Consider the following 25,515-nt stretch of genomic DNA (forward strand, 5'->3'; position numbering starts at 1 on the left):
CCGGAAGGTTGGGGTTCAATCGACGATGAACCGGTCGTCGTAGGTGCCCTCGTCTACAGTGTCCGAACCGCCCGAGGTCAGGATGATCACGGTGCAGTCATGACGCCGGGAGACCCGTTTCAGGGTGGCCAGCAGGGTGTCCCAGTCACCCGGCTCAAGCCCCTCGGTGGGTTCGTCGGCGATGAGCACATCGCACTCGCAGCACAGGGCACGGGCCACGGAGGCCAGACGAAAGTCCAGGTGGCCCAGATCAGCGGTCGTCTTGTCCTGCAGACGCTCCGGGAAGCCCACCTCGTCCAGCAGGTGACGGGCCAGATTGTCCTTGGGTCCCAGGAAGGTGCGCCCGCTGGCATCCATGGTGTAGACAAGGTTCTGCACGGCGGTCAGGTCGTGCCTCAAGGCATCGGTGTCAAATATGGCCCCGATCTGGTGGCCGCGATAGTCGGAGGCCAGCAACTGGCGCAGGTCCGTGCCTCGGAAGAGCACGCTGCCTTGCGTGGGGGCTCGCAGACCGGTTATCAGAGCCATCAGTGCGGCCCGTCCGGAAGGCGAGGTGGTCTCCACTGAGTAGATGCGGCGGCGCTGGAAATCCAGATTGACATCGTCCAGAATCTGTTCGGGGCGACCCTGGACCTTGCGCGTGTAATCCACGTGCTTCAGGGAAAGCACCGGGTAGCCGCCAGGAACCAGCACCCGTTGGTCATCGGTCTCCAACAGCGGGTCCTCTTCCTGGTCGCCATCAGGATCTTCGGCATCTTCATGCTCGATGACCACTTTGAAGGCAGCCAGCGAGGCATCTTCTTCCGAAGAATCACCCTCCTCGGACCTTTCGTCTGTCAGGGTGGCTGTTTCTTGCTCGGATTCGGGCAGAGGTTCGGCGCCGGTGTTCTCGTCGGCTTTTTGATTGGTTTCGGCCCTTGTCTGAGCAGCTTGCTTCTGATTGGCCTGCTTCCGATCAGTCTTTGCCTGGTCAGCGGTCTTGGTCGCAGCCTTTTCCTGGGACTCTTTGTTAGGTTGCTGGTTCGATGTCTTTTCGCTCATGCCTCGTCCTCCAGGTCGTTGGTGTATAGCTGGGCGGTTCTGAAGGCCGCTACCCGGGCGGCTGCGGCCAGAGCGAGAACCAGGCAGACGGCCAGACCAATCAGGATCATCTTCCAGATCAGACCAGCATCAGGCATGCTGGCCAGGTTCCCCAGCCGGAAGAGCGACCGGCCCAGCGGCCGACTGATCACGGCGCCCAGAGCCAGGCCCAGTGCCAGTCCGGGCAGGGTGAGCAAGAAGGTCTCCAGGGCGAACTGCCAGCCCAGCCGGGCTTTGTGGACTCCGATGGTGACAGCCATGCCGATTTCGTTGGCACGGCCGCGCAGCATGAGGATCAGGCAGCCCAGCAGAATCAGCCCGCCCAGCAGGCAGACCAGGATGATGGTGGTTCGCGCCTGGTCGGCAGCCTGGTGGACTGGCTCCATCCGCCGCTGGTAGTCCTTCAGGCCGGGGGAGTCGATGTCGTACTGCGAGGCTTTGAGCCCGTCCTTGCGCAGCTCCTTGATGAACTTTTGGTAGGTGCTCGGCGAATCCAGGACGAAGGCCACCAGCAGCTCATGGCCAGGATCACCGGGTTTGCTGGCCGTATCCAACCCCAGCATGGCAAAAGTGGGATAGGCCGTGTAGATGGCACGGTTGGCTGCCTGGTCGGCGGCCTTGCGGTAATGATAGATGCCCGAGACGGTCAGTTTGACCTGTTGATCCTGCTGGCGGGGATCCTTGATGGTCAAGGGATCGCCCACCTTGAGCTTGTTGGACTGTGCCATCTGCTTGGAGATCAGCACGGTCTGGGTGCCCGAGGCATTCTGTGAAGCGTAATCCAGCCCCTTACCCTGGTCCAGTACGAAGGGGCCGTGAGGCAGGGTGGGCTCGGCCTGCTTGTCGGAAACACCCACCAGGGAGTAAGTGCCTGACTGGGGCAGTCCCTCCGGGCTGATGTCGGCGGTCTCATGGAAGTAGGCCTTGTACTGCATGCCATCCATCTGCAGGCGCTGGGCATACTTGGAATACTCGTTCCAGCCCAGGGGAGAGGCCTTGGTTCCCTTGCGCGGACTGATAACGGCATCCACCTGTTGGGATTCGTAGTCTGTGGTACGTGCCCTGGTGTCAGCCTGGAGCACGGTGGCCGCCGTCGTGGCCGATGCCGCCACGACCAGGCAGACCAGAACCATGACCAGGCTCCGCGCCGCATGCCGCCTGATGGTGAACCAGGCGTTCTTGAGAACGAACATGACACCCTTCCTGATAGCGTTCCAGGGATGACCGGGCGGCCCGCGCTGACGGGCCTTGAGTCCGGTCGCCGTCCTCCAGTCTAACCAAGGACGTTCCCAAGCTAGCGGTGCGAACTTGGAGCTTGCTGAATGTCCTGTTCGGTCTCTGCCAGGTCGGCATGGGAGAAGTTGCGCACCTTCAGGGAGACGGCCAGAGCAGCCAGAATCAGCACCAGGGTGAAGATCAATCCGTAGTGGGTGCCCCTGGTGAAGGCCTGTGCTTTATCAGCTCCGGATGCCTGCCCTTCACCCATGGCCAGCAGGGAGGTGGTGATGGCCGTGGCCACGGCTCCTACGATCTGTTGCATGGTGTTGATGATGGTGCTTCCATCGCCGGACTGCGGGCCGCTCAGAGAGTTGAGCGCGTAGGTCTGGGCTGGTGACATGGCCAGGGGGCAGCCGATCATGAGGATGATGTGGGCTGCCACCACCAGGGCTACAGGGGTGTGGGGGCCGGTGAACAGTAGGATGACGGTTCCAAGCAGAGCGACGATGAATCCGCAGCGGACAGGCATCCGGGCTCCAAAGCCGTCATAGAGCCGGCCGGCGAAGGCTGAGACCAGGGCGTTGATGGCGCCACCGGGCAGCATGAGGATGCCGGTCATGGCTACGGGCAGGAGCAGTCCCCGCTGCAGGAACTGGGGCAGCAGATACATGGAGGAGAGGATGACTGCGAAGTCCAGCATGACCAGGGTGGCGCCGTAGCGGAAGGCTGGGATGGAGAAGATGCGCAGGTTGAGCACCGGGTGCTCCAGGTCCAGCTGACGACGAATATAGAGGACCAGGGCAGCCAGGGCCACAACCAGAATGATCAGGGTGACCGGGGAAAGCCAGCCGTACCTGCTGGCCAGGCTGACGCCTGCCACAAGTCCGCCGAAACCGACAATGGATTCCAGAATAGAGGCCAGGTCGGGCCGTTGGTGGGTGATGGTCCCTACATTCTTCAGGAAGCAGACGGCGAAGATCAGGGCTACAACCAGGAAGGGGGTGAAGAACCAGAAGATCCAGTGCCAGGTCAGCTTGCCCAGGATGATTCCGGTCAGGGTCGGGCCGATGGCGGGAGCGAACATGATGACGAGGGCGCACATGCCCATGACCGTGCCCAAACGGGCCGGCGGGAAGATCAGCATGGCCACGGTGAACATGAGCGGTAGGATCAGGCCGGTGCCGATGCCTTGAATCAGCCGTCCTGTCAGAAGGACGGGGAAGGTGGGGGCCATGGCCGAGATCACCGAGCCCGCCAGGAAAGCGACCAGACCGAAGATCACGGTCTGCCTGGTGGTGAACCACTTGGAGATCAGGCTGGAGAAGGGCAGGACGATGCCGATGACCAGCATGTACCCCGTCACCAGCCATTGCACGGTGGCAGCGGGGATTTGGAAACTCTCCATCAGGTTGGGCAGGGCGATATTGAGCGAGGTTTCACTCAGCATGCCCACGAAGGCCCCGATCATCAGCGCGGCGATGGCCGGCCAGGGGTGGGGGACGGCCGGGCGTGACCGGTGAACGGAGGCAGAGGTGGACGTGTTTTGCACGATAATGATCTCCTTCTTCAGACAAACAGCACGCCATCTTAGGGAGGCGGCACTTTTTTCGTAAGCCGGCATGTCTACTCGCTTCGCCGAAGGCGTGCCGCCTCGGGACGGAAAAGGTTATGCTCGGGAATGGTCGTCAGAGACCATAAGGAGGGTGCGTGTGGATTGGCATGCAACGGTCTACGGGTCAAGAGCCGGCGGTTCGGGAGGCCATGGTTTCTATGATCCGGGCGACGAGGAGGAGGGACGGATCTTCGGCGACCCGGACACCATCTCTGACGCCGCTCTGCGTCGATTGGGCGGCAAGGCCTACTTTCGTGCCCATCAACTGCTGGATGACCGCCGCTTTACAGACCTGCGCCTGCGGCACCTGGGGGCTTTGACCGTCCTCAAGGGACGTGTGCCCGCCACCTATCAGCCGGATGGCGACTGCATGGTTCAGGCTCGGCTGGACGAGCAGGCCCATCGGGTCATCGACTCCTCCTGCACCTGCCGGTCCTTCGGGCGCCAGGGTCCTGCATGCAAGCACGTAGTCGCCTTGATCATGGCCTACAACGAGTCCAGCCAGGCCTTTGCAGGATCGGATGACTGGGCCGGTGACCAGGGTCGATCCCGGTCCGCCCGGTCGACTTCGGGATCCCTGGCGGCTTATATGCACCGGCAGGAGGGTCGGCGGCGGCAGGCCTTTCGTGACCGCCAGCTGAGCCTGCTCAAGCAGGAGAACGGTCCGGTCGGCGGTCGTCACCTGCCCATCGGCTCGGTTGGGCTGATCCCCGATCTGACCAGTGAACGCGGCGGGTGGCAGGTCCGTCTGCACATCACCCTGTCCTCCCACGGTGTCGCCTACCTGGTCAAGGACCTGCCGGCCCTGTTGCGTGCCGTGAACCAGGGCGAATTCATGTCTTACGGACGGCGGCTGGCCTTCATCCATTCTCGTGACACCTTTGATGACCGGGCACAGGCTCTGCTGACCATTCTGGAAAGGGCCGGCGCCATCCGTCGCAGCCTTGCCGAACAGGAGGGGGGCATGCGCCGCCGTCTTACACGTGCAGGATTGGCGGGGATTCGGCTCAGCGACGACGAGGTGGCGCAGATTCTCGATCTGTTCGTGGATTCCGGGCTCACCCTGGACTACACGCCTCCCGAGGACTCCTTCCTGCAGACCATGCCTGCCCCCGTGGTCGACGGAGACCCAGACCCCGGCATCGCGGTCCGCAAGGAGGCGGATGGCTACCGAATCACCCATGCCCTGGCCGTGGAGCGCTTCATCGTAGGTCAGGCCTCTTCCTTCGTGATCGTGCGCCCTTCGCAGCCCGGCTTAGGGCTGGATCCGGGGCCGGTCATCCACCGTTGCAGCGCGCGTTTCATGCGGCATCGGGACCTGTTGGAGACCCTCTGCCGCCCTGGCGAGGATCGGGATCTGCATCTGGATGCCGACGACCTGGATCTTTTTGCCCGGACCGTACTGCCCGACCTGGATCAGGGTGCCCAGGAAGGATCCGGGCTCTCCGCCAGTCTGCCCGAGGAGTTGGATGCCCGGCGGCGGCCGCCCTGTAGGATCGAGCTTTACCTGGACAGGGATCGGCAGGGGGTCAGCTGCGATCTCAAAGCCCGTTATGGTGACCGTCTTCTGTCTATAGGCACCGACCCTGCCTCGGAGGATGAACCCGGCAGGGATCGGGAGAGCGAGTCTTTGGCCAGGCAGACGGTCCGCCGCTATTTCCCTCTGATGGAGGAGGGACTGGCGCGCATACCCGAGGAGAACGAGGAGGCTATCCACACCCTGCTGACCCGGGGCCTGCCAGTGCTCAAGGGTCTGGGACGGGTCTTCTCCACCCCGGCCTTCGACGGACTGAGCGTCGTCTCTCATCCACAGATTCGCGTGGGCGTGCGGGTGCGATCCGGACTGGTCGAGATTTCGCCCATCGCCGATGAGGTACGGCCTGAGGAGGCTGCCGCCATTTTGGCTGACCATCGCCGTCGTCGGCGCTTCCATCGTCTGCGCAATGGGGCCTTCGTCGAGTTGGCTGATCTGGATACCGAGGCAGTGGACACCCTGGCCCAGGATCTGGGCATCGACCCGGCTGATCTGGCCAAGGGGCCGGTCCGGGTGCCTGACTTCCAGCTCGGCTACCTGGATGCGCTGGTGCCCGAGCAGGACCGCGATCCCAGCTTTCGCGACTACCTGAAGGAGCGCAGGCCCGACCCGCAGGGGTTCAGGGTCCCTGACGGGCTGCGCGGACAGCTCAGGCCCTACCAGGTCGAGGGGCTGCGTTGGCTGTGTACCCTGAGCGATCGCGGATTCGGCGGCATCCTGGCCGACGAGATGGGCCTGGGCAAGACCATACAGATGCTGGCCTACCTGCTCTCCCGTCGGGATCAGGCCAGAGATCGGGGACCCTCGCTGATCGTCTGTCCGGCCTCCTTGGTCTACAACTGGGAGGCCGAGTGCCGCCGCTTTACGCCGGATCTGCGGGTGGCGGTCCTGGCCGGAGGGCGCAGCCAGCGTCAGACTCTGCTGGATCGGGCCAGATCCTACGATCTGCTGATAACTTCATATGATCTGCTCAGGCGGGACCTGGACCGGTATCGGCGGCTGCCCTGGTATGCCTTGGTCTTGGACGAGGCCCAGTACATCAAGAACCATGCCACCAAGGCGGCCCGGGCCGTACGCGCTCTGGACAGCTTGCACCGGTTCGCCCTGACCGGTACGCCCATTGAGAACCGGCTGTCTGAGCTTTGGAGCATCTTCGACTTCCTGATGCCGGGGATGCTGGGTCCCTACTCCCGGTTCCGGGACCGCTTCGAAATGCCCATACTCAGCGGCGATCAGGATGCCCAGTCCCGGCTCCAGGCCCTGGTTGGACCATTCATTCTGCGCCGGCTCAAGTCACAGGTGCTGACGGATCTGCCCGAGAAGATCGAAAACGTGATCAGCGTGCCCCTGCAGGGTCGTCAGCGCAAGCTCTATGCGGCTCTGGAGCAGGAGCTGAGGGCCACGCTCAACAAGGAAAGGGATCAGGAGTACGAGGTCGGTAAAATCCAGGTGCTGGCCCAGCTGACCAGGCTGCGGGAGGTTTGCTGCGATCCGCGTCTGGTCTACCAGGATCAGGGTCGGGACCGGCGCGGCGAGTCGGCCAAACTGGATGCCATCGAGGATCTGGTGGTCTCCTGCCAGGATGCCGGGCGTAAGATGCTGATCTTCTCCCAGTTCACCTCCTACCTGGACCTGATAGCACAACGGCTCCGTCGGCTGGACGTGCCTTACGACCTGATCACCGGCGCCACATCCAAGAAGAGGCGGCTGGAGCTGGTGGAACAGTTCAATAGGGATGCCACGCCGGTTTTTCTGATCTCCCTGAAGGCCGGCAATACCGGGCTCAACCTGACCGGAGCCTGTGTAGTCGTCCATGCGGACCCCTGGTGGAACGCCGCAGCCCAGGAGCAGGCCAACGACCGCGCCCACCGGATCGGTCAGACCCAGGACGTCAACGTCTACCAGATCGTGGCCAAGGACACCATCGAGGAACGCATCCTCAACCTGCAGCACAGTAAGAGCGACCTGGCATCACGCTTTGTCGATTCGGCCGCCTCCACCGGCGCTTCCAGCGTGGCAAGACTGAGCAGAAAAGACCTCCTGGCACTGCTGGGCTGAGCGGCTTGGACTGGGTGTTGGTAATCTTGAAATTGTATATGGCTTCATACTCTGTGCCGTTGATGGTGAGGTTGATGGATACCAGATACAGGTGCAGGAAAGATGACTTTCATACGATGAGGTGTTCTCCATGCGTTTGTCGTCGGTGTTCAGCAATGGAATGGTGCTGCAGCGTGATGTTCCCTCTGTGATTTGGGGATGGTCCAGACCCGGAACCCGAGTGGATGCATCCATTGCGCATTCCAAGGGGAGCGCTCTGTCTGACCGCTCCGGTCGCTGGCGGATTGTTCTGCCTGCGCATGCTGCTGGAGGCCCATATGCGCTCCATGTGACCTCAAGAACACAGTCCGGGGTTAGTGAAGAGAAGATCGTCATCGATGATGTCCTCTTTGGGGATGTCTGGATTCTGGCTGGCCAGTCGAATATGCAGCTCTGGATGGGACGATTAAAAACCAAATATCACGATGAAATCGATATGGCCAATGACGATGGCATACGGTTCTTTCTGGTTGGCGAATCTGCATCGCCCTGTGAGCCCTCCATCGATTTGCCTGAGGGGCGCTGGCAGGTCGTCGGTTTGGACGATATCACCAATTTGTCCGGCGTAGGCTACTTCTTCGCCCGGAGGATCAGGAAAAGCCAGGATGTGCCTCTCGGCTTGATTCAGATAGCCATTGGCGGTACGCCCATCGAGTCCTGGATGAGCGCTTGTCGGTTGAAGAACCTGGGGTATCTTCAGGCGGATCCCACGGATTTTCCTTCCAAAGACGGCCTTACGGCCTTTCAACAATCAGAGCATGACGCTGTTCAAAAATATCGGCGTAGCCTGGATCAGGCCGATCGCGGTCTGGCTGGCAATTGGTACGAGCGGGACTATGATGACTCGGACTGGAAGCCTCTTGCACTCAGCCAGGCATGGTACCTGCATGATGCCTTCGCGGGTCCAGGAGTTGTATGGATGCGGTGCAAGGTGGAGGTTCCGCCCTTGTATCAAGGACATCCCGCTGTGCTGGATCTGGGTACTCTGGTCGATTCGGACCAGTGCTATGTTGATGGGCAATTAGTGGGTGAGACTGGATATCGATATCCTCCTCGGTTGTATCCCGTCGGACACTTGGGCGCTCAAATGCAGATAACGGTACGGCTTCGCATTGACACCGATCAGGGGGGCGGGTGGACGCCGGGCAAGCGCCATTGCCTGAGAATCGTCGATATGGATCAGGCGCAGATTGATTTGGATGCTTCTGGGTCGTGGCGCTGTCGGAGGGGTCTATGGGCGCCGCCGGCTCCAATCGAGCACTATCCTACGCGGATGCCGGCTGCGTGTTTCAATGCCATGGTGGCGCCACTGGCTGGTTTGCAAATGTCAGGCGTTCTGTGGTATCAGGGCGAATCAAATGCTTCTCGTTCGTCAGAGGGGTATGGCAGAAAATTAATTGGTTTGATCCAGGATTGGCGACGCCTTTTCCATCGGCCGGATCTTCCATTTATATATGTGCAGTTGCCAAACCTGAAAATCGAAGGTCAGCAATGGCCTCGTCTGCGTGATGAACAGCGCAAGGCATTGATCCTTGACCATACTGCAATGGTGGTCTCCTGCGGCTTAGGCGAGGATAACGATCTGCATCCGCTGAACAAAAAAGCTGTGGGGGAGCGATTGGCCTATGCGGCACAGTCCATTGTCTATGGTGCCGACCATCCGGCAATGGGCCCGCGGATCAGTCACGCGGAGCGCAGGGAGGAGGGCATCGTCCTCCATTTCGCTGAAGCCGGGTCCGGTCTGGTTGCAAACGGCCCGCTGAAGTTTGACCTGGTCGATTCTTCATCTGGCGGAGTACCTGAATCCTTAAGCGGAATCATCGCTTCTTCTGACATGATTCTCATTCCTTTGGATTCGGACCGGGCTCTGGGCAATCCGGTCTTTGTGCGATACGCCTGGGCGCACTCGCCACGTCTGCCTCTGGCCGGCGAGGATGGTCTGCCGGTTTCCCCCTTTGAAGTCCCGCTGGATCAAATTCTCCCCTCCCGGTGAATTTCGGGGCGGCGTATGCCAGTCTTTGCCTGATGGACCTGTTTGGTAATGGATTTCTCATCAGATTGCGGAAACTAGTCGAAATTGTCGTTAATTTGAGCGAGAAACATACTATCAATCCCTTCTGATGCTTGCTGAGGTGAAGATTGCAGGTGACACAAAACCGTGAAAAATGCCAATGCTTCCTTAGACGGATTGTGACCTGTCCCAGTATCGCTATCTTATAGACTTTGTATCTTTGAGAACCATACATATGAGCCTTTAGGCAGGTATTTATTAGGTGGGGAATATCCGATCAGTTAGTACGAAAATTTAGATATGAATAATGAAAAGATTAGGTTTTTTCCTTAAAAACTGATACACTGTCTTTGGTTGCTGAGCAACAAAGAACCTGACGGAGTTGTCGAACGACCATGATCGGTCTTCGTTCAGTTCTCACTCTTTCCAGGAAAGGACGGCAAGGGATGATGGTAGGTCTTCGCGCTGGAGGTGGGTTGAAAGAAATTCGACAACGCATGTATTCAGTGAAAGGGGATGAACGGCTGTGAGCTATGCCGCTGAGTTCGCTTCATTGGTGAAGGACAGGGAAAGGGAGAAGCGGAAGCATCCTGACAATAAGGCAGCATGTGCTTTTATGGCCCCATGGGTCATCGGGGCTGTCTTTTTGTCGCTTATACCAATGATCGCTTCCGTTGTCTTGTCGTTCACCAAATACAACATGCTGACCAGTCCAAAATTTGTGGGCCTGCAGAATTTTGCCACCCTGTTCAAGGATATAAGATTTCAGCATTCGCTACGAGTCACCTTCACCTATGTCATTGTGTCTGTGCCGCTACAGCTTTTGGCTGCGCTGGCACTCGCAGTGATCTTGGATCGCGGAATGAAGGGGTTGACATTTTATCGCTCCGCCTTCTATTTGCCTTCAATGCTCGGCGGTTCCGTGGCCATAGCAGTCCTATGGAAGATGGTGTTTGGTTCGGAAGGACTATTTAACAATTTCCTGAATATGTTCGGCCTTCACATGACTCAGTCCTGGATAGGAAATCCCGCCACTGCAAATTGGACCTTGGTGGCTTTGCATGTCTGGCAATTCGGTTCCGCCATGGTGATCTTCCTGGCGGGATTACGGCAGATTCCCCGGGAGCTCTACGAGGCCGCGAGTGTCGATGGGGCGGGAAAGTGGAGGCAGTTCCGGTCAATTACCATGCCGATGCTGTCGCCCATAGTCTTCTTCAACTTGGTCATGAGCATCATCAATAGTTTTCAGACCTTCACCCAAGCATTCGTGGTCTCCGGAGGCACGGGTGGACCATCCGACTCCACGCTGTTCTACACCCTGTATCTCTATCAACAGGGTTTTGGCCAGCTGAAGATGGGTTATGCTTCCGCAATGGCTTGGATCCTGGTGCTCATCGTGGCTGTATTTACACTGATCAATTTCGCTCTTTCAAAGTACTGGGTGTATTACGATGACTGATTCGCACAAAAATTTGAAAACAGGCTCTCCGTCCGCTGCTCTTCCCGTTTTTGGTCATCGGAGCGCGGATATATTCAAGCAGCTTATCAAGCAGATTCTCCTGTTTGTCTTTGCCCTTGTCATGCTTTATCCAATCTTGTGGATGATAGCTTCAAGTCTGCGCGGGCAAAATGAGATTTTCAAGAATATGGGGCTCTTGGTAACCCACCCAATCTGGTCGAACTATGTCAAAGGCTGGAATGCGCTAAGCTACCCGTTCAGCAAGTATTTCATCAATTCATTCATCATTGTGATCTTTGCCATCATTGGCAACATCATCACCTGTTCGCTGACCGCCTATGCTTTTGCACGATTGGATTTCAGCTTCAGGAATATCATGTTCGGCTTTATGCTGCTCATGCTGATGGTCCCAATCCATGTCATTGTGATTCCGCAGTACATCATTTGGAATTCCCTGGGCATGATCAACACGATCGTGCCGCTGGTCCTTCCCAAGTTCCTGGCCATGGATGGGTTCTTCGTCTTTCTGTTTTATCAATTCATACGAGGCATACCCCGGGATTTGGATGAAGCGGCGAAGATCGATGGAGCCGGTCATCTGCGGATATTCTTCCAAGTGCTTCTGCCATTGATGAAACCGGCCATCGGGACAACTGCCGTATTCACCTTCATGTGGACCTGGAATGATTTCTTCAGTCAGCTCATCTATCTGACCAAACCACAGTATTATACGGTCCCCATTGCTCTCCGTACTTTCATCGATGCCCAATCACAGTCATCCTATGGCCCCATGTTTGCCATGAGCGTCCTGTCGATTGTCCCGCTCTTCCTGGTCTTCTGCTTCGGACAAAGATACCTGGTCGAGGGCATTGCAACAACCGGCGGCAAGTAGCGATATCCGTGTCGAGTGTGGAGGAATGCGGTCTGTCCGGAGGGCAGGGAGGTAGACGTGAGCATGTTGCGGTACAAAGACGCATCACAGTGGCGAGGTGGTAAGCGCTCAGATGCCCAGCCGTTGACAGGTATAAGACAGCTGGTGCATGTAATGGCAACAAGGCCGTGGCAGCTTATCCAGGCGAGCCTGGTCTTCACCCTCGCCTGTCTGCCAATAATCACCATACCCTTGGCCTGTTCAGCCCTGTGCCGGGTTTGCGATATGTTCATGCAACGCCGGATCTGCAATCCCTGGCATGATTTTCCAAGGGCCATGATCCAAGATTGGAAGCGCGTCATGTGCGCAGGATGGACGCTGCTGGCCTTTCAGGTGGTTGCTTTCACGGGGATTGTCTTCTGTTCCCGGGCTGGAGGACCTGGCGGCGACATAGCCATGATGGGATTCATCCTTATATTCGTCTTGTTCTGCATGGCTGCCACTTATGTTTTTCCACTCATATGGGCGACTGATTTGCATTACCGTAATCTGGTCCGCGATTCCCTGTTATTGACCATGATCAGGCTGCCCCGGAACATGTTGGTTCTCCTCGCGGGGCCTTGCCTGATCGTGATCACGGCCCTTCTCGTTCCGGATCTGCTCTGCATCCTGCTCCTGCTTGCCTGGGGTCCGTTGGCTCTTGTCCATGTATGGAACGCTTCTGAAGGCATCAGGCAGTATGTCATTGTTGGACGAACTTCCGCATGAAAGGAGGTGGAGTTCAATTGACGATGCCTCAACCCAGTGGTCATAGCCCAGGATTTGCTGCTGGAGAAGGCATCGTCCGGAATACGCGCTTCGAGCTGGTTTTTATGAAGACGGGTGTGAAACCCTGTCTGCTTTTCAAGGAGGAATGGCAATGAAATACAAAAGTACGCTGATCGCAGCCGTTGCTGCCGCTTCTGCTGTGGTTATGGCTCTGTCGGGCTGTGGTAGTTCAGTCAGCGCCAGTGGTGGCGGCGATGACCCGACTTTGGCCCCCAAAGGGGAGAAGGTCTCTATCACGCTGAACTGGTGGGGCTCCGACGCTCGCGTTAAGCTGACCGAATCCGCAGTGAAGCGATTCGAACAGGCCAATCCCAACATTCACGTAGATATGCAATACTCCGATTGGGGTGGATATTGGGACAAGCTGGCAACCTCGGTGGCTGGGGATAACGCTCCTGACGTGATGCAAATGGATGAAAGTTATTTTTCCTCCTATGCCTCGCAAGGATCGCTCTATGACCTTTCCAAGGTTTCGAAATACCTGGATCTGGGAAACATGGCTGCGGAAAACAAGAAAGCCGGACAAATCGATGGAAAGCAGTATGCAGCCGAAACAAGCGTCACTTTGATTGGCGTAATCGTCAATATGGACATACTGGAGAAATTGGGCATCACCCTTCCTGACACATCGAAGTGGACCTGGAAGGAGTATGAAGATGTCTGTCAGCAGGTGGTCGATAAGTCCAATGGTCAGTATGTGGGCACCCAGCCTACCTTCGGCGGCTATGACTTCCAGCTTTGGCAGCGACAACATGGCAAGAGGACAATGTTCACTGGCAACAAGGTCACCATCGATAAGAAACTGATGTCAGACTACATGCAGAAAGCCTATGACTGGACCCATGGCAAGAACCCCATTGCCGGCAGTCCCGACAGGTGGAGTGAGCAGTTCTCTGCAGTAAACGGAACCCTCCAGGATTCGGATATGGCCAAGGGCAAGCAGGCTCTCTCATTCGGATCTGGCGGCCTCTCATCCCAGCTGGCTCAGTATGCAAAGGCACTGGGAACTGAAAACTTCAAGATAGTTCCCATGCCTGCTGACAAGTCGGCGAGTAAGAAGTACTATTACATGAAGCCGGGGATGTACTGGTCGATGTCGGCGAAGACCAAGCACCCCGCAGAATCTGCCAAGCTGATCGACTTTCTGATCAACGATGATGAAACCGGCAAGGAGTTTGGCACGGACCGTGGCATCCCCTCCAACAAGAAAATTCGCAAGGAACTGGACAGCGTTGCGAATCCGCTTGATAAGCAGCTGTTCGCGTTTGTGGATCAGATGAGCAAGATTTCTGGTCCCAATCCAGACCCGACCCCTAACGGAGCCAGTGGGTTTACCAACGCCTTCCTACGCAAGCTTCAGGATGTCGTCTTTGATAAGTCCAAGCCTGATAAGGCTGCAGATGAATTGATCAGCGAAATTCAGAATTCGGTAGATACCGCATCCTGATAAAAACCGCTGGAATTCAAGGGTGGGAGCAGCAGAGCGGTATGCCGCGATGTTGCTTCACCCCTTGTTTTCACGTGCTGGCGCCGTGCTGTTCCTGACAATAAGTTTGGTGGGAAATACGTTTTCGTTCTCCACCTTTTGCCCATCCTTCATTTGCAGAATAAGTTTAACGGCATGACGGGCCATCTCGGAAATCGGCTGTTCAACCGTGGTCAAGGCTGGACCCAGGTATTCCGAGGTTCGGATGTTGTCGAATCCGACTACCGACAAATCGCCTGGAATGCTGATGTCCAACTGTCGGGCCGCTTCATAGATGCCCATGGCCTGAAGGTCGTCACCAGCAAAGATGGCTGTTGGCCTATTGTCCATGGAGAGCAGGGACAGGGCCTGTGCGCGACCGTCGCTTTCGGTGAATTGACCTGAACGCTTCAAGGCGGGATCCACAGGAATGCCTGCCTTGGCCATGGCTGAGCAGTATCCGTCATAACGTGCCATGGAACAGGTCATGTCTTTCGGACCAGTGATGATTCCGATCCGGGTGTGCCCCAGGGAGATTAGATGTCTGGTTCCCAAAAGTCCACCAGTCCAATTGTCCGCCCTGAGCGTGATGGAGTCCTGTGCGACTTCGCCTCGTGCATCCACTGTGACGAAAGGAATATTGCGGGATGTGAGCAGGCGTCTTTCCTTCTTGTTGCCTTCCAGAAGCACAAAGATAACCCCAATTGGACGCCGTCCCAGAGTCCCGTAGACCCAGGAATGATTGTCGCTCTCGTCACCGGTCTTGGCCATCGTCAGAGTGACGCTCAGGTCGTTTTCCTGAGCCATTTCGCTCACCCCTTGGAGGATCTCCAAGGACCATACGGTATCGATTCGTTCGAGAATGACTTCAATCGAATTGCTGTTGGCGGTCTTGGTCAGCGATTTCTTGTATCCTGCCGAGTCTAGCAGCTTCTCGATATGGTCGCGTGTGGTCTTGGCTACATCGGATCGTCCATTGACGACCTTGGAGACAGTGGCAGTGGAGACTCCGGCCTCTTTTGCAATGTCAGCGAGTTTCACAACTTTCCTCATGATTCGGGAGCCTTTCCGAGTAAGTGTGCGATTGAATTCATCGAAACTTTCTAAGTAATTACTAGATTACTGCTCACCTGTGTCTAATAGAAAGGTAGTGGACTCTTTTGTGTCGTCTAGGACACTGTCTGGGAATCATTGTACAAGGTACGTATATAATAAAATTACGAAGCTAGTAACGAAATTTACGTTATCAACTATGCCAAGTCTGCAGCGAAGAAGGAATGAGCATGTTTGAGCCAATGTGGCTATCGCCAAAAGTCATAAGACCCATAGTCGGCACCAGCAGGTTCTATATTGAGGGTCTTGATTTTCAAGATCCTGTCGCGACGCGCATATATAGAGAACTGCTTGATTTCTTCGGGGCTAGCCAAGCGGCTGACCGGGAGTGCGCGGATTTGGTCTTCATAATGAATTCCGCTGCCTTACCCGCGGAACAGGACGGGGCCTATCGCATCCACACAGAGGGGGATTGTGTCTGCATCGAAGGCAATACGGCCACGGCCCTCCTCTATGGCCTCTACGGATGGGTGCGCAGAAAGGCATGCGGGCAGCAGATCGATGACTTTGAGTCAGTGCCGAATCAAGCATTGAGAATGATCGACCACTGGGATCAGACGGATGGTTCGGTTGAGCGCGGGTACGCAGGCGAATCCATCTTTTTCGGCGTTCTGGGTTCTAATAGCCATGCTGATTTCCGTAATTTTCCTGATCGGCACCAGGACGATCCCTTCCGAGGTGATCTGGCAAGGGTGACCGCCTATGCTCGTCTTCTGGCATCAATCGGTATCAATGCCATAGCTTTGAACAATGTGAATGTGCGAGGCCAGGCCAAGAAACTGATTGTCGAACCATACCTCGACCGGGTTGCAGTGCTCGCGGGCATCTTCGGGCAATTCGGCATTCGGGTCTTCCTGTCGGTGAACTTCGCTTCGCCCATCGATGTCGGAGGTCTGTCCACGGCGGACCCCCTTGATGATGAGGTGTCGGCTTGGTGGGAAAAGACAGTCGATGATATATATGAGCGCATTCCCGCCTTTGGCGGTTTCCTGGTCAAAGCGGATGCTGAAGGAGAGCCGGGCCCCATGCGGTACGGGCGCACCCACGTCGATGGGGCCAATATGCTGGCTCGACCCCTGTCCAGACACGGTGGCCTTGTCATATGGAGGGCCTTTGTCTACGACTGCAATCAGGACTGGAGGGATAGGAGCCTGGATAGGGCCAAATCCGCATACGAGAACTTCATTGGTCTTGATGGGCTGTTTGCCGAAAATGTCGTTCTCCAGGTCAAATTCGGCCCCATCGATTTCCAGGTCAGCGAGCCTGTCAACCCCTTGATAGGTCGCATGACCCGTACGAATCTTATGATCGAGTTCCAAATCACCGCTGAATACCTAGGTCAGCAGATTGACGTCAACTATGTTCTGCCGCAGTGGCTGGCAATGACCAATTGGGATACCTGTGCCCAACAGACTGATGCACGTGTCAAGGCCGTGGTGCCGAAGCTGTGCCTGGTTTCCGCTCATACGGGTTTCGCAGGAGTCAGCAATGTGGGCATGGATGACAACTGGACAGGAAACACCCTGGCTCAGGCCAACCTTTACGGGTTCGGTCGTATGTGCTGGGATCCCGAGGCCACGGCTGGCTCCATTCTGGATGAATGGATGACGCTCACCTTTCCTGATTTGCGCGGCCCGGCAAGGGAGGCCGTCAGTGAGATCATGCTCACTTCGAACAAAACCTTCAAGAACTACACCGCTCCTCTGGGTGTAGGGTTCATGGTCAAGCCCGGTTTGCACTATGGCGTGGACGTGAACGGATATGAATACGACCGGTGGGGCACGTATCATTTTGCTGACCGAGACGGAATCGGCGTGGACCGAACGAAATCAACCGGGACAGGCTTTACGGCCCAGTATCATAAGGCTCTTGAGGAGCGGTTCGAACATGCGGAGACAACCCCGGAGGATCTGCTGCTCTTCTTTCACCATCTGCCTTATGACCATGTGCTTCATGATGGGCAGACGCTCATCCAGCACATCTACAGCTCCCATTTCGAAGGCGTAAAGGAAGTTGAGCGATATATAACGCTTTGGAAGAAAGTCAAGGGCACGATTCCCCAGGCTGACTGGGAGAACGTGGCAGACAGACTCCAGGCGCAGAAAGCCGACGCAGTCGAATGGCGCGATCAGATAAACACATACTTCCATCGCATGAGCGGAGTGCCCGACAGGCTCGGCCGCAAGATTTACGCATAAGAGGGAAATACAGATGATCATTGACAATCCGGTGTTAAAGGGCTTCCATCCTGATCCATCCATGATTCGTGTTGGGGACACCTACTATATAGCCACTTCCACATTCGAGTGGTTTCCCGGCGTACGCGTCCATTCTTCACGTGACATGGTCCATTGGCAATATGTGACCAGCATCCTGAATTCCGAGAGAATGGTCAATCTGCGTGGCGACCCCTCCTCGGGCGGCGTCTGGGCTCCTGACCTCTCCTATTCCGATGGACGGTTTTGGCTGGTCTTCTCGGATATCAAGACCGTCACGGGCACCTTCAAGGATGGCACCAACTATCTGACCAGCGCCGAGCGCATAGAAGGACCCTGGACCGATCCAGTGCCCATCAACTACGTGGGATTCGACGCATCCCTCTTCCACGACGATGACGGCAGAAAGTATCTGATTCAGCAGACCTGGGATCATCGTGAGTATCATCATCACTTCGACGGAATAACACTGACTGAATTCGACACATCCACCATGCGGCTGTTGCCTGAGACATCCAGAACCATATGGAGGGGAACGGATGTCAGGTTGTCTGAAGGCCCTCATCTTTACAAGATCAATGGGTGGTACTACCTGTTCGCGGCCGAAGGGGGCACGACTTTCTCTCATCAGGAGACCGTCTCTCGTTCGCGGACGCTTCAGGCTGACTCTTTCGAAACCATGCCGGGCGATGAACCCTTCCTGAGCAATTTCGATACCCCCCGGTCCTACCTGCAGAAGCAGGGGCATGGATCGCTGGTGGACACCCCCACGGGAGAGTGGTATTACGCATCGTTGTGCGCTCGTCCCTGGCACCGACCCCAGGAATCGGTAGTGGATCCTCGAGGGTGGTGCACCTTAGGTCGCGAGACATCCATCCAGAAGGTGGAGTGGGACGAGGACGGATGGCCTCACATCAAGGGAGGCCACGGAGGCAGTCGGTATGTGGAGGCTCCCAAAGATGCCCCAGTGTCTTCGCAAGAGCACGGGGAGGGCCATCAGCATGATGATTTCGAATCGGACACGCTTGGTCCGGATTGGTGTACATTACGGGTGCCCTTCAATGAAAAAATGGGCTCAGTGGGTGCAGGCTCCCTCCGCTTGAGGGGCCAGGGGTCGCTGCATAATCTTTTTGACTTGTCTCTGGTGGCCAGACGCTGGCAGGCCTTCGACTTCGACGCTCAGGTGCGGATGGATTTTGAACCGAGATCCTATCAGGCTATGGCGGGGTTGACCAACTATTACAGCGACGCAAATTTCAGTTGGATATTTGTCACCTGGGATGAAAGGCGTAGCACGCGGGTGATTGAGGTCGCCCAATCTGATGGAAATCGTTACGTCTCATACCTCAAGGATGAAGCAATTCCTGTGCCTACGGGCGCTCATGTCTGGTTCAAAACCAAAGTCCGCACCTCGTCCTACTCCTATCAATACTCATTCGATGGTCGTCACTGGGCCACGGTTCCGGTTATCCTGGATGCGGCAGTCCTTTCGGACGACCATGTGTATAAGCAGATTGACGGTTACTTCACCGGTGGTTTTGTCGGCTTGGCAGCGGTTGATTATTCGGGTTATGGGAGCCTGGCCACTTTCAGCTCCTTTGATTACAGGGAGCTAAAGGAGAGAGCATGATCAGCGGTGTGCAGATGTTCTGCTCGGAGTTCATGGGCACCGCCCTTATGATGGCCATCGCGGTCATGGTTGCCGCCAGTAGGTCGCTCCCCAAGACAGGGGCCTATCGAGCCGACTGGATCAACGCGTCGTTGGGCTGGGGTCTTGCTGTCTATGTAGGCGTATATGCGGGGTGGAGAACGGGCGGCCATCTGAATCCGGCGGTGACCCTGGCCAGGGTGGTCGGTCACTGGATTGACCCACAAGCAACCCTGAACGGCCTGGCAATGGGCAAGGGTGGCATTCCGGTCACCATGGCCAATGTGGCCATCTTCATTTCCGCCCAGTTCCTTGGGGCTTTCTTAGGTTCCTGTCTGGGCTACCTGGGCACTCGCAAGCATTTCGAACTTTCGACCGATACAGATACCAAACTCATGATTTTCTGCACCAAGCCGGCCATACGTTCGAATTTCTGGAATCTGACATCGGAGGCCATCGGCACGGCCATCCTGGTTTCCTGGGTTTTCCTCAATGGTGGGACTCCTACGCAAGTCGGGCCGCTGGGCGTGGCCCTGGTCATCACGGTTCTGGTTATGGCCCTGGGAGGGGTTTCTGGTGCGGCCATGAATCCTGCACGTGACTTTTCCGCCCGATTGGCTTACTGCCTTCTGCCCATGTCCGGCAAGAAGGATGCGGACTGGAGCTACGCCTGGATACCCTTTGTCGGGCCGATCGTCGGAGCCTGCATCGGTGTGCTAGCTCCTGCCTGGATGGGGCTTCTGCCTTGATCGTCGACATGGAAAAGCCCCTGGCCCTGTCAGGGGGTTATTACGACAGAACCGGGGGTCGAGTTAGTTAGGTAGCTCGAGCTCAGTAGCTGGCTGAGGTGGGCTCCTGGAAGCGGACTGTCAGCCCGCGGCCGTGGTGAAGGAACATCTCCGCACCGTGGCGGTCGACGTCGCGATGGGTGAAGAGCATGCGGATGGCGAAGGCTGTCTGGGCATCATCAGGCAGGTCCAGGAAGGCCTTATGCGCATCCCAGCCATCAGCTGCGACAGCCTTGTTGGGTACGTAGGCATATCCATAGCCGTCCTCGTCCACGTAGCCCAGGAAAGGCAGGTCCCATGCCTGGTGGTAGCTCAACTGATTCTTGTAATCCTCGACCTTCTTGAGGGCCTCGTCGCTGATACCATACTTGCGGGCGACCTCGTTGGCCTTGGCGGTCTTCGCGGCGGCATCTTTTCCGAACATGGAAGTATCAACAACAATGACTGTATCGTCTACCATGACTGACCTTTCTGTGTGACGGCCTGCACGTGTGACAATCGACGTCATGACCGTGCAGGGCCATGACCGTTCAGGTGACCGTCCATCGTCGACGGTGACCTCTGGATGCAAGATTCCTTCCACTTGCAAGAATACCAAATTTCGTCTGCAGATAGGGGCAGGGAACCGTGAGGTTCGCCATAGGCGCCTGTCGTCAGTGAAGAAGAGGCCCAGCTGTGTTCTCATGCAGGGAACGATCAGCCCAGGTCAGTATCCTGATCCCTGCGATGCCCCAACAGGCACATCAGTGCCAGGCCTAGTACGGCAGTGCCGACAGTCAGTGCTACAGGCATGACTATGTCTGCGCCGGAGGCGGCTAGGGCCTGGGAATTCGTAGAAGATTTCGCTTGGTCACTAGAAGACTGGTTTTCTGGTGCCGGTTTTTGGCTATTGGAACTAGTTTGATCTGTTTTGTTGGGCGCATTATTAGATTCGCCCGGCTTGCTCGGTTCTACCGGTTGATTCAGCTTGTTATGTTCTCCGGAGTTGCCAGGGTCGTCGGGGTTATCTGGCTTATCAGGCTTATCAGGCCGGGCCCGGTAGGTGTTGGTGAAGGTGGGGTTGTTGCCGTCGATGGCGGCTTGGAGCTGGCCTTGCTGGTCGTCGGTGACGTGGACGGTGATCTTGGCTTCGTTCGTGTCGTAGGCGATGCCGGGCAGGCTGCCCTGGACCTCGTTCACGGAGTACGTGTACTCGCCGGCCCTATCCAGGATCAGGGGCTTGAAGGCGATCTTCCCCTGGGCGTCGTTGGATGCCTCGTCCAGCTTCCCCTTGTCCTTGTCCCACAGGCGGAAGGAGAACTCCCCGGCCTTCAGGCCCCGGCCTTCCAGGTGATTGAAGGCGGTGAGCCTGACCGTGGCCGGCTTGGCCCGGTAGGTGTTGGTGAAGACCGCCGTGTCTATCTTGCTGCCCTCGCTGTCAGTCCACTGCGTCTTGGCGGCACGGTGTAACTGAGCTGCATCGGTTGTCAAAGTGATGGTCAGGGTTGCAGTGCTCTGATCATACGTCAGACCAGGAATGGAGCCGGTTTCCTGGTGTATACGATACTCGTAGCTGCCATCGTCGGGCAGAGCAGACACGTTGACAGGCACCTGGGTATTTTGGTTGTCGGCGTCTATGGTGATTTGGCCGGGCAACGCTGCGGACGGTGCGCCACGCAGGGGGTCGACAGCCAGTGTGAAGGAGTCTGAGTTAAGCCAGTTCCTGCCTTGGATCTGTACTTTGACTCCGGCAGACACTTCATTGGTGCCCATTGTTCCTGTCAGGCCGCAGTTGTTGAAATCCAAGGATTGGCTGGCCGTGTCCACCATATCCTCGGCATTCTGGAACTCAATATCGTTGATGACGGCACCTTTCATGGTTCCGCCCTCCAGTATGTCGCTGGCTGAGGAGTTTTCGCTCGGGCTGGCTCCGCCGGCCTTTTGGATTGTTGTAGTCAGGTGGGTCCAGTTCGTGTTCGGAGCGGGGTCGAAGCGCAGGTGGAATTTCCCTGCCGGTATATTGGTCAGTTCGTACTTGCCCTGGGAGTCAGATTTTGTGCTCAGATCATCATGTGGGGTGACGACCGACTTGGCGGGCTTGTCGTCAGTATCGTCGAGCAGGGTCACTTTGACATCTTTAAGCAGAATATCGTCCGAAGAGCGGGTGCCGTCCCCATTGACGTCGTACCATACGATGCCACTGATGGAACGTTGAACAACCATGGCCTGGGCAGGCATTTGGTTCAGTGCATTGCCCCAGCGATTCCGATAGAGGTCGCCGGAGGAGTTGTTTCCGGGATTTATATGGAAAGTAATGTCATAGCGGAATTGGTTGGGCTGCCCATCGATGATGAAGGCCCAGGCGACCACGTTTTCAGGCATTTTCACTTCGCCACTTGTTGTGTTGAAGTCAGCCTCGTCCCAAGAGAGGTAATCCTGGGATTGTATGGAACTCGTGTCATTCACCCGCCATCGAGAATCTGTGGTGTAGCGGATGGTGATTCCGCTCAGACTAGCCCCCGCCGAAGCTTTTACGTTCATATCGGCAAAAGTAGGTTCCCCGTGGAAGTCGGGTTTGCCACTTGTCTGTTTGTACGGCATGATGTCGATGGCATAGTGATGCTGCTTGCCACTGCCCGAGGTGCTGCTCAGCATGTTGGTGAAGCCGATTGGTGCACCGACTTCATTAGTGTCCTGTACGGCCGAGGTGGAAAGGCTGGTTGTGTTGGTTCGCCAGGCGTGGATGGTGAAGGAATCGGCAGTCTTCAAGTATGTGTTGGGCTGGGACATATTCTGTTTTGACTGAACTGTGGCAGAGGTCGTCAGATCTTCGTTGGAGCCGATGTCTTTGCTGGGGTCAGTCAGGTCGCCCAGGGAGGTGGAGAAATGAATGACGCGGTTGTTGCCGTCCACAGGGATGTTGGTCAGTGTCCAGGACAGAGTGGTGATTCCGGTTACGGGGTCCGTGCTCACTGATGGCTCACAGGCGGTTCCGCCCTCTATGTGGCCCATCTCAGGCGTGGCTTCCGTATATGTGCCGCCCAATCGGGCGCTGCCGGGGATGTAGTGGAGCTTTGCCGGTAGTTTGTCGGTGATGTAGAGTTCGGTTTTGGCGCCCTTGTTGGCTTGCGAAGCTGAAGTGCCGGTGTTGATGGTTAGCCGCCAGTCAACGAACCGTTGATCGCTGTCTATGTCAAAGTATTCTTTGGGTTTGGAATTGGTGCTTGTTTGTGCTACGGCGTTGGAGATGGTGTTGGTTTCGCCGGCTACATAGAGGCTGTCCCCGTGCTCATTGCCGCCGGTGTCTCCGCCCAGGTAACCGTTTATTTGGTCATAGCTGGCCTTGGTATAGCCTCCGGCGGATGTAGCTAAGACGGGAGATTTGATTTTGGCCAGCTCGTAGGGGTTCTGTTGCTTGGCCCAGTCCTCCCATTCCTGATCGCTGGAGTTCTCGGGGCTCAGCCCGGCCATAGCTGCTAATTGGCTGCGGGTGAAGGTGCGCGAAACTGATGTCAGCTGGGCTACAGAACCTACTTTGGCGTCGGGGAGGACATTGATCACAAATCCGCCGAAGCCGAATCGGGAATTCTCTTCGGCAAACTTGGAGGGCGCGGCGGTGTGCCCGCCCAGCAGCATGCCTACAACCGTGCCATGCTCCTTTGCATCCTTCTGCGTGCTATAAAAGTTCAGATCCTCTATGTCGGCATTGGCTTGCTCAGTGTCGTTTTTCCAGTCCTTTCCGTCGGGTTTGGTGGCGTACATGACCAGTTCCTGTGACGGGTTTTGATCGCTCGTTGACTCGTATTTATCGTATTTGCCGTTCTGCCAGATGCCATTGATCCAGGGAATATCCAGACCTGCGGGGTCCGGTAGTCTCACGACCTTTGGGTCGATCTTGACCAAGGACATTCCCAGCAGAGGCAGATCGGCCTTGCTGGTTTTGAAGTTAAAACCGGCCGTTACCCGCACTTTGGTCCCTGCGACTGCTGAGTCGGTCCCCCGTAGGTTGTCAGGAGCATTCCACCACCCGCAGTCCACCCCGTCATCAAAATAGTTAGGAGCCGTCATGCAACTGTACTGAATGATGTTGCTGATGCCTGCCTTTGATGTGCTGGAGCCTAGCGCGAAGATGACGTTGTGCCACATGTCATCGGACTGGTCGGGTTGGTTTGACGTGTCCGTGGGGCCGGTGGCAGAGGGTAAAGACTGGTTTGATAGCGATTTCGCACCCAGGTTGCCGTCGTCGACCTTGCTATGCAAGCTGAGACCGGTCTGTCCATAGTAGTTGGCCACGTCCTTGTCGCCGACAGTGGAGGGGTTGAAGACATATAGGTAACCAGTGGAGATTTCGGCCACTTCCTGTCGCGTGCAGTCAGTCGAGGCCAGGGCAGTCGTGCACTTGGCGTCTAGTGCGTAGGTGTGTCCCAGATAGGGGAAGGGGTCGTTGGTTTCATAGTCCTTCAAAGTCAGGTCCAGCCTGAGGCCCTGGCTGTTGCGCTGTTCAGCCACGGTGTAATGACCATTGCCTTGGACTCGGTCCTTCCCAGCCGTGCCACCCGTGGATCGGGCATAGCCATAGTTGCTGAGAGTGGGTCTCCAGCCCTGATCGCCGGTGTTGCGCCCGCTGTTGTTGAAGTCGCCGTCGATGGTGCCGATGTCCCAGAAGTAGGGTTGCAGATCCTCTATCTTCGGATAGGCATCTCCTCCAGCGGTCTGCCACAAATTGCTCAGTGACAGGGAAAAGGTAATGGGGCCAGTGGGAACCTCCAGACCCTTGAGGCCCTTGGTCCGATCGGGCCAATGCATGTCAACGGCCCAGTCGAACTTGCTGATGATCCCCTTGCGTTTACCCAGCTCATGGTTGGGGTAATTGCTGGCGGCTGGGGTGTTGAAGTCGAAGGTTTGGTTGCCGGAGCCTTCATTGGTTCCGCCAGTGATTCGCAGGTTCAGATTGAGCTTGGCCGATACGGTGACAGGCTCGGACGTGGCCGAAGCAGGATCGGTCTTGGTGGTGGCATCCGGAGCGCCCCAGGCTTGGACCTCTGGGGCGAATTTGCTGCCATTGGGCATGCTTCGGACCCGGAGGACCAGAGTGACGCTGGAGGATCCCGGAATAACGGTAGGCAAATTCTGTGGGGCGGTGAGTAGCCTGTAAACGGTAAGCACCTGTGTCGGATGACCGTCGATGGTCTCTGTAGTTTGCCTTGGCAGGTATCCCTGCGTATTGTCCACCCAGCCCATGGAATCCACATCAAAGGTGACCTGGTCCTCAGGCTGGCTCAGTTTGAATTGGAATCCTATTCGGCCTCGGCGATAACTGGTTGTCTCACTGCGGGTATTTACGGCAAAAGAGTAGGTGTAGGACACCTTATCGAAAGTGCGCACTATGTCATTGTCTGCATCGTGGTCGTCGCCGGGGCTGTTGTCGTTGTCGAAAGGAGCCGTGCCGGTGGAGCGGGATGCCTGGGACAGTGTGGTGACTACGGCGTCGTCGGTGTCCAGCATCTCCTTGATTGCCGATTTGGAGGTCGGCCTTCTGCTGGGTTGTATGGGCGCGGCCTGGTTCGAGGGGGTCGACTTCGACTTCTGAATGGTT

General features: G+C 56.8%; 15 protein-coding genes and 1 pseudogene. 10 read left to right on the forward strand and 6 right to left on the reverse strand.

The window, feature by feature from the left end; genetic code table 11:
* Window positions 1-15: 15 nt before the first annotated feature.
* The 3 genes from H3T89_RS05070 to H3T89_RS05080 form a co-directional block, all read right to left on the reverse strand.
* Window positions 16-1,041 carry an ATP-binding cassette domain-containing protein gene (locus H3T89_RS05070; RefSeq protein ID WP_198216403.1) on the reverse strand — a complete coding sequence of 342 codons (1,026 nt, stop codon included), beginning with the start codon at window positions 1,039-1,041 and terminating at the stop codon, window positions 16-18.
* Entirely contained in the window at window positions 1,038-2,273 is a 1,236-nt protein-coding gene (locus H3T89_RS05075) for an FtsX-like permease family protein (protein ID WP_198216404.1), read from the reverse strand. The genes H3T89_RS05070 and H3T89_RS05075 overlap by 4 nt, the downstream gene beginning before the upstream one ends.
* A gap of 101 nt (window positions 2,274-2,374) precedes the next feature.
* Window positions 2,375-3,847: a DHA2 family efflux MFS transporter permease subunit gene (locus tag H3T89_RS05080; protein ID WP_198216405.1), complete on the reverse strand. Its 1,473-nt coding sequence runs from the start codon at window positions 3,845-3,847 to the stop codon at window positions 2,375-2,377.
* A gap of 160 nt (window positions 3,848-4,007) precedes the next feature.
* Between H3T89_RS05080 and H3T89_RS05085 the strand changes: the two genes are divergently transcribed.
* From H3T89_RS05085 to H3T89_RS05110, 7 genes and pseudogenes are all read left to right on the forward strand, one after another.
* Complete coding sequence (locus H3T89_RS05085; protein ID WP_198216406.1) at window positions 4,008-7,502, forward strand: SNF2-related protein; 3,495 nt, start codon at window positions 4,008-4,010, stop codon at window positions 7,500-7,502.
* Between the two features lie 160 nt (window positions 7,503-7,662).
* Window positions 7,663-8,196: pseudogene (locus H3T89_RS09195) on the forward strand (sialate O-acetylesterase); the annotation flags it as partial.
* Window positions 8,197-8,508: 312 nt separating this feature from the next.
* Window positions 8,509-9,534, forward strand: a complete 1,026-nt coding sequence (locus H3T89_RS08975) for a sialate O-acetylesterase (protein ID WP_332461489.1) — start codon at window positions 8,509-8,511, stop codon at window positions 9,532-9,534.
* A 544-nt stretch (window positions 9,535-10,078) separates the two neighbouring features.
* Window positions 10,079-11,011 carry a carbohydrate ABC transporter permease gene (locus tag H3T89_RS05095; RefSeq protein ID WP_198216408.1) on the forward strand — a complete coding sequence of 311 codons (933 nt, stop codon included), beginning with the start codon at window positions 10,079-10,081 and terminating at the stop codon, window positions 11,009-11,011.
* The gene (locus H3T89_RS05100; protein WP_110416764.1) at window positions 11,004-11,903 is read left to right on the forward strand and encodes a carbohydrate ABC transporter permease; all 900 of its coding nucleotides are present in this window, start codon (window positions 11,004-11,006) and stop codon (window positions 11,901-11,903) included. Before H3T89_RS05095 ends, H3T89_RS05100 begins: the two co-directional genes overlap by 8 nt.
* A 153-nt stretch (window positions 11,904-12,056) precedes the next feature.
* Window positions 12,057-12,650 (forward strand): DUF624 domain-containing protein, encoded by a 594-nt coding sequence (locus tag H3T89_RS05105; protein WP_198216409.1) that lies wholly within the window; start codon window positions 12,057-12,059, stop codon window positions 12,648-12,650.
* Window positions 12,651-12,801: 151 nt separating this feature from the next.
* Window positions 12,802-14,157, forward strand: a complete 1,356-nt coding sequence (locus H3T89_RS05110) for an ABC transporter substrate-binding protein (protein ID WP_015021273.1) — start codon at window positions 12,802-12,804, stop codon at window positions 14,155-14,157.
* 57 nt (window positions 14,158-14,214) lie between these two features.
* Here the strand turns inward: H3T89_RS05110 and H3T89_RS05115 are convergent, their stop codons facing one another.
* A complete protein-coding gene (locus tag H3T89_RS05115) occupies window positions 14,215-15,228 on the reverse strand; it encodes a LacI family DNA-binding transcriptional regulator (RefSeq protein WP_015021274.1) in 1,014 nt (337 codons plus the stop codon).
* Window positions 15,229-15,638: 410 nt separating this feature from the next.
* On the opposite strand from H3T89_RS05115, the gene H3T89_RS05120 reads away from it, so the two are divergent.
* Genes H3T89_RS05120 through H3T89_RS05130 form a run of 3 tightly spaced genes read left to right on the forward strand, consistent with a single transcriptional unit; the run spans window position 15,639 to window position 19,901 of the window.
* Window positions 15,639-17,486 carry an alpha-glucuronidase gene (locus H3T89_RS05120; RefSeq protein ID WP_232348475.1) on the forward strand — a complete coding sequence of 616 codons (1,848 nt, stop codon included), beginning with the start codon at window positions 15,639-15,641 and terminating at the stop codon, window positions 17,484-17,486.
* Window positions 17,487-17,499: 13 nt separating this feature from the next.
* On the forward strand, window positions 17,500-19,134 hold the full coding sequence (locus tag H3T89_RS05125; RefSeq protein WP_198216411.1) for a glycoside hydrolase family 43 protein: 1,635 nt from the start codon (window positions 17,500-17,502) through the stop codon (window positions 19,132-19,134).
* Complete coding sequence (locus tag H3T89_RS05130; RefSeq protein WP_015021277.1) at window positions 19,131-19,901, forward strand: MIP/aquaporin family protein; 771 nt, start codon at window positions 19,131-19,133, stop codon at window positions 19,899-19,901. The genes H3T89_RS05125 and H3T89_RS05130 overlap by 4 nt, the downstream gene beginning before the upstream one ends.
* Window positions 19,902-19,983: 82 nt before the next feature.
* Here H3T89_RS05130 and H3T89_RS05135 read toward each other — a convergent pair whose 3' ends face one another.
* Window positions 19,984-20,400: a hypothetical protein gene (locus tag H3T89_RS05135; protein ID WP_015021278.1), complete on the reverse strand. Its 417-nt coding sequence runs from the start codon at window positions 20,398-20,400 to the stop codon at window positions 19,984-19,986.
* Window positions 20,401-20,636: 236 nt separating this feature from the next.
* Window positions 20,637-25,424 (reverse strand): Spy0128 family protein, encoded by a 4,788-nt coding sequence (locus tag H3T89_RS05140; protein ID WP_198216412.1) that lies wholly within the window; start codon window positions 25,422-25,424, stop codon window positions 20,637-20,639.
* Between the last annotated feature and the right edge of the window lie 91 nt (window positions 25,425-25,515).

Source organism: Bifidobacterium sp. W8114 (genome assembly GCF_016101165.1).
In the GTDB taxonomy this organism is placed as follows: Bacteria; Actinomycetota; Actinomycetes; order Actinomycetales; family Bifidobacteriaceae; genus Bombiscardovia; species Bombiscardovia asteroides.

Bases quoted from the DNA above. Each gene is read 5' to 3' on its own strand.
- H3T89_RS05120 (WP_232348475.1), top strand. From the start codon at position 15,639: ATGAATTCCGCTGCCTTACCCGCGGAACAGGACGGGGCCTATCGCATC.
- H3T89_RS05075 (WP_198216404.1), bottom strand. From the start codon at position 2,273: ATGTTCGTTCTCAAGAACGCCTGGTTCACCATCAGGCGGCATGCGGCG.
- H3T89_RS05125 (WP_198216411.1), top strand. From the start codon at position 17,500: ATGATCATTGACAATCCGGTGTTAAAGGGCTTCCATCCTGATCCATCC.
- H3T89_RS05130 (WP_015021277.1), top strand. From the start codon at position 19,131: ATGATCAGCGGTGTGCAGATGTTCTGCTCGGAGTTCATGGGCACCGCC.
- H3T89_RS05115 (WP_015021274.1), bottom strand. From the start codon at position 15,228: ATGAGGAAAGTTGTGAAACTCGCTGACATTGCAAAAGAGGCCGGAGTC.
- H3T89_RS05110 (WP_015021273.1), top strand. From the start codon at position 12,802: ATGAAATACAAAAGTACGCTGATCGCAGCCGTTGCTGCCGCTTCTGCT.
- H3T89_RS05135 (WP_015021278.1), bottom strand. From the start codon at position 20,400: ATGGTAGACGATACAGTCATTGTTGTTGATACTTCCATGTTCGGAAAA.
- H3T89_RS05100 (WP_110416764.1), top strand. From the start codon at position 11,004: ATGACTGATTCGCACAAAAATTTGAAAACAGGCTCTCCGTCCGCTGCT.
- H3T89_RS05105 (WP_198216409.1), top strand. From the start codon at position 12,057: ATGGCAACAAGGCCGTGGCAGCTTATCCAGGCGAGCCTGGTCTTCACC.
- H3T89_RS05140 (WP_198216412.1), bottom strand. From the start codon at position 25,424: ATGCTGGACACCGACGACGCCGTAGTCACCACACTGTCCCAGGCATCC.
- H3T89_RS05070 (WP_198216403.1), bottom strand. From the start codon at position 1,041: ATGAGCGAAAAGACATCGAACCAGCAACCTAACAAAGAGTCCCAGGAA.